The sequence below is a fragment of the Natronorubrum thiooxidans genome, from assembly GCF_900156475.1.
GTDB lineage: Archaea > Halobacteriota > Halobacteria > Halobacteriales > Natrialbaceae > Natronorubrum > Natronorubrum thiooxidans.
In genome coordinates this window covers 1-14,169 of sequence record NZ_FTNR01000016.1, presented here as the reverse complement: position 1 = coordinate 14,169, position 14,169 = coordinate 1, and the positions used below count along the sequence as shown (strand labels likewise).

Genomic DNA, 14,169 nt, shown 5'->3' with positions numbered 1-14,169 from the left:
GTCAGCTATCGCTGCTCGGCAAACGGTCGTCTTGACGACGTCACTTTCGCTGCTACGTGTCTCTCGCATGGTCATATGTTCTGTAATACCCGACCACAGAACGCGCACGTTCCACTCGCAAACAGGCGATCACCTCGAGAACGCGAGTCTTGCCGGGTTGTGTTCGCTTTTGTTCAGCGTTTTATCGTGTAGATGTCTCTGGTCAGATGTTTCTCACACAAGCGGAGTGAAGTCTCACTGAGTTGTGTGGTCGTTAATCGTCCTGTAGTTGTCGAGCCATACTACAATTCAATGGGTAGTGGCTCGAGAGGGCTTCTATCTACCATTTAGGCTGGTTTGATTTTCACCACATCTCACCAGAGATAGTCCACTATTATAATCCTTTGCCGCTGGAGGGTTTATTATAATTCATATATTTATGTGGTGGATGAAATCTACTTCCAATCAGTAAGGCTCTGGTAAACCACTAGACGACCGCGACCGATCGGAAGGGTATATACTTCTCAAGACATCTCGCTGGAACGAACGTGACTGTAACCTTGAGGAATCTGGCGGTAGCGAACCCGATTTGACGCCCTCAAAAAAACAGCAAGACGCCAGAAACCGACGCAGTTTGGCGGTTTACTATGGCCGAAAGTTAAAGTGCCTGTCGTGTGGCCATACAGTATATTCGATGGATTCGACGCTTCTGACTGGGCCCCGACACCGAGACTTGGAGACTCGAGCGTTCAATATCGCTGAGAGAACTGCAGGAGATGCTCCCGGGAGCATTTTGTACATTCCTCGCAATGACGCTCGTCGCAGCTCGGTCGAAGACACGTGGGCCGAGACGCACCAGCCCCTCCGACTGCGCACAGAAACGCTCGATGCAGTCGTCCACGAGTGGTACGAGCAACTCGAGGGACCAGCAACGCGACTCGCCGGACAAGCGAATCGCCGACTCACTGAGTACGCGCTCGATGCTGGTACCGCCGACGAAGCGAACGCGCTGACCGATGAGTCAGCGTCGGCAGCACTCGCAGACGCGTTCAGTACGCGGTTTTCGTTGTTCGACGAGGCTGGACTGACCACGGCAGCCGAACTCGCCTCCGAGTTCGATGACTCACCACTCGACGATCGCATTGCGACGGCAACGACCGACGTGTACCGGCACTACAAAACACTACAGCGAGAGCACATCGCCGACTGGACGCACACCCGGGGCGAACTCATCCGCACAGTTGCCGAAACGGAGCAATCACTGACAACGCTCGCACCAGAAGTGGACGTCGTCATTCTGTCTGGCTACTACGAATTCCGACCGGTCGAACGTGCGCTGCTCGAACAAATCACTGAGGCGTTCGACACGATTGCTCTCCTCCCGCTTCACCAGTCCGGGAAGGGCGGCGTCGACGCCGTCACAACGGAGACGCTAAAAACGTACGAGGCGCTCGGGTTCGAACGCGAACAGGTCGAAACACCGGAAACCCCGTTAACCGACGTCACGATGGGACTGTATCGCCCTGACCCAGATCCAGTCGATGATCTGGAGCATCTGTTGTGGCGCGAGTTGCCAACGCCCGAACGAGAGGTTCGCTTTGTGGCTCGTGAACTTCGAAGCGAGCTCGCAAACGGGCGTGATCCGGACGATGTTGCAGTCGTCATTCCGGGGACTGAGGCGTACGCTGGCTCCGTTGAGGACACGTTCGAGACGTTCGATATCCCGTACACCAGTACAGCTGCATCACGGCTAGACCGAACCTATACCGGGAAGATCGTTCACAATCTCCTCGCGCTTGCCGAACCCGACCCACGGGCTGACGACCTCGCCTCGTTGCTCGCTAATCCACTGACTGATCTGCTCTCATCGGAGCAAACCAGTGCCGTCACAGCGGCAACCCGTCGACGGGATACTGTCGCGCTCGAGGCGATGCTCGGCGAACTCGAGAGCGATATCGAACGACCGATTCGGGATTTACTCGACACGCTCGAGTCACTCCGGACAAGCGACCTCGAGACGGCAATCGAGACGCTTCGCCAGCTCTTGGACGATCGACTGGGCATCGACGATGCGATCGATGAGTATGCGAACGAGACCGACCGAGTACTCGAGCGCCGTGGATACGCCCTCATCGACGAGGTACTCCAGTCGTTCGACTCGCTGCAGGATGCGTCGAGTGACCTGTCACCGCTGGCGCTGCTCACACGCGCGTTCGATGGTATCCCAGTCCGACTCCCACAGACTGCTGCAGGGAGCTGCGTCGAGGTTATCGGGATGCTGGACGCACGGATGCGAGCGTTCGAGAAAGTGTTCGTCGTCGGGATGACAGCCGAACACTTCCCATCGACACCGGAACGGCCGGCCTTCTTCGAGGAGATGACCGATGCCCATCCACGGCTGGATACCGCCGACGAGCGACTCCGCGGTCGGTACCTCTTTGCGACGCTACTGGCAAACGTCGACGAAGTCACGCTAACGACGCCAAACACCGGAGCCGACGATTCGGCGGTCGTTCGCTCACCAGTCCTCGACGAACTCCAACGGGTGACGGGGGTCGAACCGACCACTGGCGTTGACGAGCGTATTGGCGCACGGGAAGACCTGCAGCGACACGTTGCCGACTGTGATGACCGTCGGGCAGCGATCGATCATGCCGGCAAACGCGGTGACTTCTCTCATGAACAGACGACGCGAGTCGACCGAGGGGTGGCCTGTGCCGAAAACCGCCGCCAGACCGGACTTACACCACACGATGGCGTCCTCGAACCGGACACTGTCGCCGACGTGTATCCAGCAGCAGATCGCGAACCGTACAGCGCCAGTCGACTCGAGCGGTACGTCGAGTGTGGCTTCAAATTCTTCGCCGAGAATATCCTCGAGATCGAAGATCCCGACGACATCGCCGTGACGCCCGATCCCTTGGAGACGGGCAGCTACGTTCACGACGTCTTCGAACGCTTCTACGCGGATCTACAGCAAGACAGCAGCAGTGGCGTCGATCTCAGCGCATATGATCCCGAGGAACTCGAACAGCACCTGCTTGCTGTCGCGTTGGACGAACTCGATGCTGCCGAGTTAGACTACGACGGCCTGTTCTATGAGCGCTGGCTGACGGAACTGTTCGCTGGGCTCGCTGACAAGGCGTCGAATCCATACGCCGAAAGTCACCGGCCACACGAGGCGCCCGAAAAAGGTCTGTTCGCGGCGTTTCTCGAGCAAGAGCGCTCTCGAGGCGGAGACGATCGACCCACATGGTTCGAGAAACCATTCGGTGACGGCCTTCCCGATTCGGAGACGGGGCCGTTCGAAGTACAGCGCCCGGACGGATCGACGGTGTCCATTCGAGGCTATATCGACCGCATCGACGTGGCCCGAGGCGAGGACGGGACTCGGCTGACGCTGTACGACTACAAGACTGGCCGCGCTCCCTACATGACCACGACGACGGGCGGAACGAAGTTTCAGCTCCCGATCTACTTGCTCGCAGCGGACGGAGTCCTCGAGGAAGCGCTGGACGAGGCTGATCTTGCAGCGACCTATTATCAGGCCCGCCCGCCGAACGATGTCCGTATTCGGCGTGGTGTCGAGTCGAAGTTCGATTCACAGGCCGAACTCCGGCAGTTCCTCCAGGACGTTGTTCCGAGACGACTCGGGGCAATCGACGATGCCATCGCAAACGGGCGCTTCCACACGACGTTGCTGTCCGAACGCGAAGCCAACTGCACGTACTGTGAGTATCAACGCAGCTGTGACGTCCGCCACCATCGAAAACGCGACCGTCGTGATGAAGCGTCCACGGATGATGCTGCGTACGTTCCGTTGCGCGTACAGGATGACACCGACCTCGAGGAGGTGATGAGCAATGACTGAGGATAACGACGAGATTCAATTGACCGCCGAACAGCAGGACGCACTGGTTCTCGATCGAAACGTGGCGATTACCGCCGGCGCCGGAACCGGAAAGACGACGACGTTGGCCGAACGGTACGTGCGCGTCTTGGAGGAGAACCCGGACGTGACGCCCGAGAATATCGTCACGATCACGTTTACGCGGAAAGCAGCCGCCGAACTGACCGAGCGTGTTCGTGAGGAAGTGTACGATCGGCTTGCCGCCGTCGAGTCTGACGACGAATACCACCGATGGCGTGCGGTACTCGACGAACTCGAGAACGGCTACGTCCACACGATCCACGCGTTCTGTACCCGGTTGCTTCGGGAGCACGCTGTCGAGGCGCCCGTTCCGCTTGGATTCGACGTGCTTGATGAAGACGGCGCATCCGTCCTGCAACGTGAAGTCGTCACAGAGTATCTCGACCGCAATCAGGCAGCCGACGACGTACGGTTTCTCGCCCAACTTTGGGGGCGCAACCAGTTGCTCTCCGTGCTTGCAGCGCTCCTTGCTGATCGCCCGCGGAGCGAACGGGTTCTCGAGCACTGGCAGGACAAAGCCGTCGACGACTATCTCGACGTACTCTGGGACGTGGCGTGCGAACTCGATGCCGATGAGGCGCGAGCCACGCTCTACGACAACGGACTGCTCGCACAGCTCCGCGAGCTACAGGGTCGACTCCCTGCTGACCACGGTGTGGGCGACGAGGATGGCCTCCAGGCGTTCAAGACATTCACCGACGTCGCTGCTCGGCTCCCGGACACTTCAGCGGCGACTGATTCCCGTGCCTGCCAGCAAGCCGTGGTCGACCTCTATGAAGCCTGTGAGAAGAAACGCGGTGGCCTCTACAGCAGTTCTGGCTACGTGGTCGGCGATCGTGACGCGTGGGGTGACCATGCATCGGTCTACGATGAGCTGAAAACCACTGTCGACGCGGTGATCGATGCCGTCGAACCATACGAGGACGACGTCGAGACCACGCCGGGTGACCTCGAGGAGAACAGCGCACCCTACGTGTTCGCGTTGCTCCGAGTTTTCGACGACGTCTTGGAGCACTATACGGAGGAGAAACATCGCCGGGAGACGCTCGATTTCACTGATCTAATCGAGACGACAATCAGATTCCTCGACGAAACCGATCACGTCCGGGAGCGGATACAGGACACGTTTTCGTCGGTGATGGTCGATGAGTTCCAAGACACCGACCCGCGCCAATGGGAGCTGGTCAAGCTGCTGACTGGGCTTGACGACGGGACTGCGACGAACGCGTTCTTGGTCGGTGACGAGAAACAGAGCATCTACGGGTTCCGTGGCGCAGACGTCACCACTTTCGGTGCTGCACGTGACGAACTCCAGATGGCTAACGCGGCACTCGGACTCGACGAAGTTCCTGACAGTGACGCTGTGCATCCGACGTCGCTTGAACTCTCGGGGAACTTCCGGACGCTCGACGACCCACTGTCCTTTTGCAACGAGGTGTTCGAGTACCTCTTCCAGCCGGCCGGTGCGGCGCACGAGTCATTCGAAGCAACCCCCCAGCAGCTCACGATGGAACGGGACCGGCTCGATGACGTTCAGGGGCTTGACGGACACGTCGAATATCTGGTCATTCCCGACGACGACGAGACGGCCGCAACGCTGCTTGGCGACGCGCATCCAGTCGCTGAGGGAGCGCGTGATCACTCGATCGAAGCCGAAGCGCAGGCACTCGCTGCACGGTTGACCCAGCTTTTCGATGATCCGCCACAGATACAGGACCAAGACAACGGTGAGAAACGGGCGGCGACGCCCGACGACGTGGCGATTCTCCTCCGGCGGCGCACACATCTGGATCGGTACCAACGGGCCCTCGAGGAGTACGACATTCCGTACACGGTCGTTGGTGGTACTGGATTCTACGACACGCCTGAGATTCAGGCCCTAACGAATCTATTCCGTGCCCTTGGAGACCCGACTGACGATGTCTCGCTGTACGGTGTCCTTCGGTCACCGATATTCGGTTTCACGGATGATCGACTCGCACCAGCGGTCGCCGATGCCAATTCCGTCTGGGAAGCTCTCGAGGAGACAGACGACCCACAGCTCGCAGACGCGTACGACTTGCTGACGGCGTGGCGAACACTCAGCGGGTGTTCGACGCCCGGCGAGGACGGCGTCCTCCCGTGGCATCGACTGCTCTCGCGCGTAATCAACGAGACTGGATATCTTGCAAGTGTAAGCGCCGACGAGCGCGGTCGACAGGCCGTCGCAAACGTCGAGAAGTTTCGAGATCAGGTGCGAACGTGGAGCGAGAGTGGGGTTCAAACAACTGCCGAACTCCTTCACCGGATCGATCGTCAGGCCAAATTGGATCCGCGTGAGGGTGAAGCAGACGTTCCCGGCGACGCTGACGGCGTCCGAATCATGACGATCCATACGGCGAAGGGACTGGAGTTCCCGATCGTCACAGTCCCCGATCTCGGTAGCAAGCTCAACTTCGGGCGGAGTATCGACGAGTACGGGTACGTTCAACTCGTCGATGATACAGATGCGGCGCCACCGATTCCTGCGGTCGGTGGACCGGACCCTGACGACGCGTTCTCCGTCGAGAAGACTGCCGCCCACGAGTATGCTGCTCGCATCACCCAGCCACAAGAACGAGCAGAGGCGAAACGGCTCCTCTATGTCGCTTGCACCAGAACACGTGATCATCTCCTGCTCTGTGGGACACACGAGATCGAACTGGGGGCAGCGGACGAGACAGTGTCTCTTGCAGAGCCCGCCGCGTTTGACGAAGCAGACCGATGGCGAGATTGGTTGCAGCCGCTTCTATTGGATGGCGAGGAGACACTCGTACACGCATTCGAGACCGGAGCTACAACTGAACAGATTGGTGACGTAGCCTACACGGTTCGGTCACCACCACGTCCGGTCGAGTGGCGTGATGAACCTCCGTCCGACGCGTCGTTGCCCGAAATAACGCTTCCTTCACCGCCAGAACGCGAGTCTGGGACGCGGGTTTCTGCGACGGCCCTCGTCGGCGACACCGTCGCGCGACCAGCGTCACGCGATTCCTTTGAGCGGACTGCTACTGGGTTGGAACCGACGACCTTTGGGACTGTCATCCATCGTCTTGCGGAGTTGCGGCCGCCACGAAGCGACTGGGAAGCGACGATCGAGCGCATCAGTCAAATAGCCGGCGACGAGCCGACTGAGGCTGACATCGAGGCAGCGAAAAGCCACGCAACTGATGCGATCGCATTCGTTGACGATGTCGAAGCGGCGGCAGAGATCGAGCATACGTACGACGAGTACTCCGTTGTTGCTCGACTCGACAAGCACAGGATCGTTGGTGACATCGACCGGCTTCTCGTCACACCTGACCGGTATCATATCATCGACTACAAGACAAACGACGTTTCCGCGACACCCACTGAGGAACTTGCAGCCCATTATCGGCCGCAGCTGCTGTCGTATGCACTGGCGCTCTTCCAGCACGATTCGTCTCGGAGTGTGCGCGCGACGCTACGATTCACCGACGGTAGTGTGACAGAATCGTTCGACTGGGACCCGTCGCAGATCACAGCTCTCGAGGATGAACTCCGATCGCTGGTTAGCTGAATCGAGACGCTGAAATCCCCTTCTTCGGCGAGTTCCGAAGGCGCGAGCAGGGAGAGGATACAGCGTCCCCAGGAATCTCTGACTTCTGGTGTACGAACGTGGCCCGAAGTGTCTCGTCAACGCCGAGGGATATCCAAAACATCACTGCTACTTCCACAGCATCTCGATGCGCTCCTCGATCCGATCAAGAACGAGGCGGCTCACGTCGAGATGGTCATCCGGCCACTGAGCATTCTTCGCGTCAGTGCGGATCGCGGTTGGTGGCGGATGGAAGTGATCTCGTGAGTTGTGTGCGTTCGGATGCCGGTCCCATCGACACTTCCACGCACTGTCCGACCGCGAAAGCGGGACGTTTCGCACGAGAGAACAGGTCGTGTCGAAGGCTGTATCGTTCGAAAATCTCCGATTTTCGTGATGACGAGAGACTCCGTCTCTCGAACCACCACACAGCTGTTACTCCTATCCTCGCCGTGAGGACTCGGAGTTATGTTGACGATGCATTTTATATCTCGTTTGTCAATCTGACGAGTTGATTAGGTCGTTGATTTATTAACTGATGACGAGGCATGAGCGGTCATGCCGGATCCGGCCGGCAATAAACCATGGCAGACACAAATCAAGAGAAATCAGCCGAAGAAGAGTTTGTAATACTAATCAACAAACTAATGGTGAAAGGAATCCAGGACGATGCAAATCCAGATTTAATGGCAAAGGTCTGTTTGAACACAGCTCGTGAACTCTATGACTACTACGGAGCAGGCGAGGAGTGTGGAACTTACATAGAATATGTCACATCCGCCGGCTTCGAAATGGCAGAAATCGAAGAATGGTTAGATAACATAGAGGGGAAGACGTACAAAAGCGACAGATAGATTCCCCTGTAAAAGCGAGGGATCTGAAACACTGGATTCGACGCCAGGAGTTTGAGACGGGTGAGACCTACGCAAAGAAACTCGTCTCGCGAGTAATCGATGTGGCATCGGACCTCTTGACCACATAAGGCTCTGGTGAATCACTAGACGGCAGCGACCAACCGCCGGAGAGTACATCGCTTAAGGCGTCATCTTGGAACGGTCGTGACTGCAACCTTGAGGAATCCGTCGATAACGAACCGATTGGCCGATCTCAGGAAGAGAGCGAGACACTGCAACCCGACGCAGTCTAACGGTTCACCAGCGCCATCAGACGAAGTCGGCAAGCGCGGTCTTCTCGAGCTCTTCCGTGTCGGTTTCGAGTTCGTTTATAACCATTCTAAAATAAGTGACAGTTTTTGATTGTTAGTAGCTGCTACTAACGACCTCTCGAGGGAGCCAGCCTCAGACGGGGTGCCGGACATCACCCCTCGCACCGAGTGTAATCACACACCGAACGACCTCTCGAGACAGTCGGCCTCACCCACGATCGTGAGCCCGACGCCTCACGCCGAACGGCTCGCGGAACCTGCGACCAGCTGTCCCACTCCCCTCAGACGCCACTCGAGGCACATCCGAGATCTATTGAGATTATTGATAATCCGATCTAGATTCAAAAATAGGATCCAACCGCTTAGTGGTGCTTCAATCCTCAATTTATGTCTCTCTCAGTTCAGACCGTGGCAGATAGAACTGATAACTGACAGCGATTACTAGCGGACCAACTTCACCAGGCCTCGGGGAAGTTCGGATGGAATTTCTTCTTCCGGCCGACCCGCTCTTTCTCGAGCAATCCGAGTTTCGCATACCAAGAGGTGAAATAGCCGGTGAAGTATTTACCCTTCCCGCCGAACTGGTCCACCATTGCGTCTTCCAAATCCTGACGGAGGATACCATCTTCGCGGTGTTCCTCCAGCAGCGACAGATACGTGAACCCGCTGCCGTAGGGTTGGAGACCGCACAGCAATGCCCGCTCAACAGGCCGAATATTCTCGCTTTCGTCGAACACGCTGGCGATATTCTCACCGATCGGTGTCAATGAGATCTCGGTGTCAGCTTCCCGGCTACCGGTCGTGTTGAAGATGGGGTCGTCGTCTTCGATCGAGACGATCCCGAAGTTGTACTTTCCTTCATCGGTATCAGCGTAGTCGAGATCAACGAGGTGCTGACGCAGCTCCTCGTAGGTGACCGTGCCGTTGTCTGCGATGAAGTTGAACGTGGCTTTAACCGCTGCAGGATTCGGCGCCCAGTTGACAACGGGATATACATCCTCTGTCTGGACTTCCATCAGGAGTTCTTCGCGTTCCTCTTCTGGGAGGCTCTTCACGTACTGCTTGACCTGTTCAGGATCAAGGTCGTCGGGGACGTCAGGTGTTTGCGTCATTATTGTCTCCACTACAGTCAATATCTCCTATATGGATAACTATTACGTTGGTTTCCCTGTCTATCCATAATTAAAGGGAATTCAAGGGAAGAGTAGGAAGATCGTTACAGAATCTCGGTACCCTCACTTGATCTGGACTTCTCTTTCCTACCCTGTTCACTCATCACTACCCTTAAGCGGATGATAGCCATGAGTTCTGATATGTACGATCTGACCGGATTCCAGCGCGACCTGCTATACGTTACCGCTGGACTGGAGGAGCCGCACGGCCTAGCGATTAAGGAAGAACTCGAGAACTACTACGAGAAAGAGATCCACCACGGCCGTCTCTACCCGAACCTCGACACGCTCGTCGACAAAGGATTAATCGAAAAAGGGGAGGCCGACCGCCGCACAAACGTGTACTCGGTGACCCGTCGTGGCACTCGAGAGATCGAAGCCCGTCGTGACTGGGAACAACAATACGTGGAAGACCTCCTCTCCGAGTAAACTCTATCCTCTCTCAGCTTTGAAATGGGCAGGATAGGAAATCGTACGACAGCACTGCGATAATTCCCACAGAGCTATATTTTTGCGGTGAGCGCGAAAATTATATGGCGAGTCCATGGCACGGACTGTACCGAGTTCTCGATACACTGGATGAAAGCGAGTTACGGGCGATTCGCCGCCGCTGCGACTGGTGTAACGTACAGTCACCTGAAAAGGCAGAAACAGAGTTCTCCAAACGAATCCGTAACTCCGCACGGACATCTGTCGAGGACGGCGACATCTCGTTTGACCAGCTGGTCCGACAGATCCATAACGAGGTCCTCCGAGGAAGCCCGAATCTACCGGAGACCCGGATCAAGCATGTGTTGTTACAGACGCCGATATGTGGTGATGAACGGCCGCGTGAACGTCTGGTGTCGATGCAGATGTATGGCGCGCTCCGCAACGAGTTCGGAGATGACTACAAGGTGTATCGGGAACACAGTATCCACGATCACACCCGAACGAAGTTCGACCTGTACGTCGAGCACACTCCGACCGGCAAGTGCTATCTAATCGAGTCAAAGATCGCGGAGAACCTCTCGAAAAACAAGGTGCTGGGCCAGATCTACAAGTACAATCGGATCATCGATGAAGAGACCGAAAAAGACCGGGTACGTACCTTCCTCTTCATACTAGCAGATGACGAGGACAAGTGGTGGGGCGAAATCGCACAAGACCCGGATAAAACCCTCAGTGACTGTTTCGAACTATCTGAAAACCTTGAAGAAGAGGTTGAAAGGCAATCCAAAACAAAGGTGGTCAAGCGCGTTCTTGACGAGGAACTTGCCTGATCGGTCAAGACGGTGAAATCGTTTTTCTTCCTCCTCAATCTGCTATCCGAACATTCGGATGACTACGGTGACGGCGATCCACCACGGACACGGCGAACCACCAGAAGTATAAATTATCTTATGAGATGTTAGGTATGTGCTGTGTAGTCTGTGGTGCCGATGACCCGAAACATCCGCCGTGATCATCCCGAGAACGCATCATCCGATACCGGCCCGGTGTTCTGCACCTGCGGCAGCTACCGATTACCCGGTCATGACGGCTGGCAATGCCGACAAGGATGCGGACAACCCGCCACCGACACCAACTTCGAGTTCACGACAACCACATCGCAGCAACAGGATTCGTCTCGATTCGTCCCGGAGGATGCCCTGTACCTGCCGACGATTAACGAGATCTGTCCCCGTTGTGGATACAACGAAGCCGAGTGGCGGCTACATCAAACCCGATCGGCCGACGAACCGGAGACACGACTGTTCCGCTGCACCCGATGCGGCCACAAGTGGCGCAGCGACGGGTAGCTGATTTATATACAGGTGATGAGATCGGAGATCGCACAGGCATAGGACAGAGATGGTCACACCCCTATGAATTAGGTTTCCGGATGATCGTACCGGTGGAACCTGTACTTGCCTTTCCGCATCACCCAGTACCGGTCGTCAAACTCGAGAAGATCGTCGTTGCTGACCGCCACTGAGAGGACATCCGGGATATCCGTGTCAATGACGCCGTGATCAGCTTCCAGCTCCGTAATTTCCTCGAGGGTGGTCCCCGGGTTCTCCGCTACAATGTCCAGGACCGGACCATATTCTGCGTTCATCGGTCAGGATATCTGATATTGGATGATCGCGTCTGCACCGCAGGCAGGACAGGTCTCAGTATTGCTGTCGACAGTGGTGCCACAGCGCCGGCACTCGTACACGACTTCTGGCCGGTTCACCAAGTCCTTCAACCGATCCACACCTTCAAATACCATACGTAGATCACTCCGGGTTTACAACGTCGAGACACTCTGGGCACTCAGCGTATACGGCCGGTCCCATATCTGTCTCATACTCAAGGATCACGTTGAGAGTCGTGATCTCGGCCTGGCAGAACGGACACGTACCGAGAGACGGAGGGTTCGTCGCGGACATGGTTGATGAAGGTGATAGGGAGGGAGCGTGTGACTGTGACAGGGATGATGTGGGTACTCCCTCTACAAGCAGAATAGTATTTGGATGCACATATAGGCGATCCAACCACGGTGAAACTGAAAATAGACGGTGGCTAACCGTGGACGTCAGCTGTGCCCAGCGCTTTCTCCATTCGAGCCTGTCATCTCACCGGGGATCGAAGCGTCTGTCCTAAGGATCAATCACTGGGTGCTGCAACGTTGACGACAGGATGGCGAGACGACGCTACTGGCGATCCGTTATGAGTCCCTTTGGAATTTCAATATCCAAGTGAGGTCCAGAGAGAGTACAGTTCGTCCGTTACAACAGAATTTTCGACTAAGTAACAAATAATAGAAGAAGATAGAGAGTACGTTTCGTCTGTTCTTTCAGAGAGTGAAGCAGTATCCAGAGAGACGGAGAGTACGTTTCGTCTGTTCACCCTAAGAGTCGAAAGTAGCGCTCACCGTCGTCTTTGCGAATGCGTTCGAGGCGGCCATCCACGACATCGATCTCGCTCTCGTCGATGTGCTCCTCGAGGAGATGCGCGCCCTTCTCGAGTTCGCGTGCTTGGAGTTCGCCGACACGGTCTTTGGTCGCGTTGAGTTCCTTTGTCTCATGGGTTGCTGCGGCAGACTCTGTTCGAGTCCCCACCCCTTTGGGGGACACAAAGTTGTTGTACTCATGACCATGCGTTGCCGAGGAAACTGACTGCCATCGAAACACCGCCCGTCACCGATTGAAAGAAATCAAAAAAAGACGGTGAGGTCAAAAGAGGGGAATACGGCCGTACGTTCATCTGGCCATCGATCGTAGAACCCAATGGAAATGAATAATGCGATACTGGAATTTAGTGGAAGAAAACGAGGGACACACCCACCCCACTGTGTCCAGTGTCTTTGGCAAACGTAAACGACCGCGGGCGCGGTGGCCCGCGGCTTTTGTAATTCCCTCAAGTTTAGCTGTGAAGCACTCCCTGTTCCGCGATGGAACGGGATGAGGTTGGACGGTTTACATCCACCGCACCACAAGAGGTGGTGCTGTGGCGTCCCGACCCGACCCGGCGCACCCGTACTTGAGGCGGGGTTTTGCGAGGCCGGTAGTTATCCGCACTGCTATGACTGTCATCGCCAGTCTCTGTTTTCGCAATCCATCGCACCGCAGCATTCACCGACGCATTCCGATCACTATGATCTTGCTCGAGAGCACACACATCGTTCTGACACGTGAACCTCCCACCGTTACGAAGGCCTTTCTCGCCACACATCGAGCAACGCTGTGAGTTATACTCAGACTCGACATGCTCAACTGGAGCACCGTGCCGGTGAGCTTTGTACGTGACCTGGCGTTCGAACTCGTGGAACGGCAGCTTATGCAACCTGCGGTTCATATACGTGCCATAGTCGATGTCGTTGCGAATGCCTTCGAGCGATTCGAACACCACGACAGGGTTTGGGAACCATTGGACGTAGTGTTCGATGACTTTGCTGAGTCGGTGTAGCGTCCACTCAGTAAAGTTCTCCACGTGGTTCCCGATTCGGTGAACCTCACTGTGTTTGTCGTGTTCTTGACAGCGACGTTTAATGTCGTAGTATCGCTGGCGATTCTGCTTGACTTGGCCGTAATCAAGCGTGAGCTGTGCGAGTGTCTCACTCGACTCCCTGTCAAGAACGGTGGTGGTGATGTTGCGTTCGTTGATGTCGATGGCGATAATTGACTCCGCTTCGTTTGCGGTGTCGATTGTGATGGGGTGTCGTATCGGGACGTGTAGGTAGTACACGCCCTCTCGATACACAACCTCTGCCCGACCCACCTCTAAGTGTAGCTTCAACAGTGAACGTCTAACGTATCTTCTCTGAGCGCGTCTCTTACCAAATGGGAGCGAAGAAGTACATTGTTGAGCTCAGCGACGAAGATCGCAAGACGCTCGA

Annotated in this window: 12 protein-coding genes; 6 read left to right on the top strand and 6 right to left on the bottom strand. The window is 56.2% G+C overall.

The genetic code is table 11. The features are described 5' to 3' along the window. The first annotated feature begins 673 nt into the window (after positions 1-673). Together BW940_RS17590 and BW940_RS17585 are read left to right on the top strand one after the other, a co-directional pair. A complete protein-coding gene (locus BW940_RS17590) occupies positions 674-3,850 on the top strand; it encodes a PD-(D/E)XK nuclease family protein (protein ID WP_084776804.1) in 3,177 nt (1,058 codons plus the stop codon). After that, positions 3,843-7,469 (top strand): UvrD-helicase domain-containing protein, encoded by a 3,627-nt coding sequence (locus tag BW940_RS17585; protein ID WP_076610512.1) that lies wholly within the window; start codon positions 3,843-3,845, stop codon positions 7,467-7,469. The genes BW940_RS17590 and BW940_RS17585 overlap by 8 nt, the downstream gene beginning before the upstream one ends. A gap of 147 nt (positions 7,470-7,616) precedes the next feature. Here BW940_RS17585 and BW940_RS22540 read toward each other — a convergent pair whose 3' ends face one another. Continuing rightward, positions 7,617-7,919, bottom strand: a complete 303-nt coding sequence (locus BW940_RS22540) for a hypothetical protein (RefSeq protein ID WP_394329408.1) — start codon at positions 7,917-7,919, stop codon at positions 7,617-7,619. A 152-nt stretch (positions 7,920-8,071) separates the two neighbouring features. Between BW940_RS22540 and BW940_RS17575 the strand changes: the two genes are divergently transcribed. Next, on the top strand, positions 8,072-8,341 hold the full coding sequence (locus tag BW940_RS17575; RefSeq protein ID WP_076610511.1) for a hypothetical protein: 270 nt from the start codon (positions 8,072-8,074) through the stop codon (positions 8,339-8,341). 766 nt (positions 8,342-9,107) lie between these two features. Here the strand turns inward: BW940_RS17575 and BW940_RS17570 are convergent. Next, positions 9,108-9,776: a hypothetical protein gene (locus BW940_RS17570; protein ID WP_235847839.1), complete on the bottom strand. Its 669-nt coding sequence runs from the start codon at positions 9,774-9,776 to the stop codon at positions 9,108-9,110. Positions 9,777-9,965: 189 nt separating this feature from the next. On the opposite strand from BW940_RS17570, the gene BW940_RS17565 reads away from it, so the two are divergent. From BW940_RS17565 to BW940_RS22420, 3 genes are all read left to right on the top strand, one after another. Beyond that, the gene (locus tag BW940_RS17565; protein ID WP_076610509.1) at positions 9,966-10,253 is read left to right on the top strand and encodes a PadR family transcriptional regulator; all 288 of its coding nucleotides are present in this window, start codon (positions 9,966-9,968) and stop codon (positions 10,251-10,253) included. 104 nt (positions 10,254-10,357) lie between these two features. Continuing rightward, positions 10,358-11,086, top strand: coding sequence for a hypothetical protein (locus BW940_RS17560; protein WP_076610508.1), 729 nt, complete (start codon positions 10,358-10,360; stop codon positions 11,084-11,086). 159 nt (positions 11,087-11,245) lie between these two features. Further along, positions 11,246-11,605 (top strand): RPA12/RPB9/RPC11 RNA polymerase family protein, encoded by a 360-nt coding sequence (locus tag BW940_RS22420; RefSeq protein WP_076610507.1) that lies wholly within the window; start codon positions 11,246-11,248, stop codon positions 11,603-11,605. A gap of 71 nt (positions 11,606-11,676) precedes the next feature. Here BW940_RS22420 and BW940_RS17550 read toward each other — a convergent pair whose 3' ends face one another. The 4 genes from BW940_RS17550 to BW940_RS17540 form a co-directional block, all read right to left on the bottom strand. Continuing rightward, positions 11,677-11,904, bottom strand: a complete 228-nt coding sequence (locus BW940_RS17550) for a hypothetical protein (protein WP_076610506.1) — start codon at positions 11,902-11,904, stop codon at positions 11,677-11,679. 163 nt (positions 11,905-12,067) lie between these two features. Next, positions 12,068-12,220 carry a DUF7837 family putative zinc-binding protein gene (locus tag BW940_RS22695; protein ID WP_449406683.1) on the bottom strand — a complete coding sequence of 51 codons (153 nt, stop codon included), beginning with the start codon at positions 12,218-12,220 and terminating at the stop codon, positions 12,068-12,070. A 456-nt stretch (positions 12,221-12,676) separates the two neighbouring features. Next, positions 12,677-12,892 (bottom strand): hypothetical protein, encoded by a 216-nt coding sequence (locus BW940_RS17545; RefSeq protein WP_076610505.1) that lies wholly within the window; start codon positions 12,890-12,892, stop codon positions 12,677-12,679. Between the two features lie 304 nt (positions 12,893-13,196). Continuing rightward, entirely contained in the window at positions 13,197-14,051 is an 855-nt protein-coding gene (locus BW940_RS17540; RefSeq protein WP_268875560.1) for a transposase, read from the bottom strand. Positions 14,052-14,169 lie beyond the last annotated feature (118 nt).

Coding starts and splice junctions, on each gene's coding strand:
- BW940_RS17565 (WP_076610509.1), top strand. CDS start 9,966: ATGTACGATCTGACCGGATTCCAGCGCGACCTGCTATACGTTACCGCT.
- BW940_RS17590 (WP_084776804.1), top strand. CDS start 674: ATGGATTCGACGCTTCTGACTGGGCCCCGACACCGAGACTTGGAGACT.
- BW940_RS22695 (WP_449406683.1), bottom strand. CDS start 12,220: ATGTCCGCGACGAACCCTCCGTCTCTCGGTACGTGTCCGTTCTGCCAG.
- BW940_RS17585 (WP_076610512.1), top strand. CDS start 3,843: ATGACTGAGGATAACGACGAGATTCAATTGACCGCCGAACAGCAGGAC.
- BW940_RS17575 (WP_076610511.1), top strand. CDS start 8,072: ATGGCAGACACAAATCAAGAGAAATCAGCCGAAGAAGAGTTTGTAATA.
- BW940_RS17560 (WP_076610508.1), top strand. CDS start 10,358: ATGGCGAGTCCATGGCACGGACTGTACCGAGTTCTCGATACACTGGAT.
- BW940_RS17550 (WP_076610506.1), bottom strand. CDS start 11,904: ATGAACGCAGAATATGGTCCGGTCCTGGACATTGTAGCGGAGAACCCG.
- BW940_RS22420 (WP_076610507.1), top strand. CDS start 11,246: ATGACCCGAAACATCCGCCGTGATCATCCCGAGAACGCATCATCCGAT.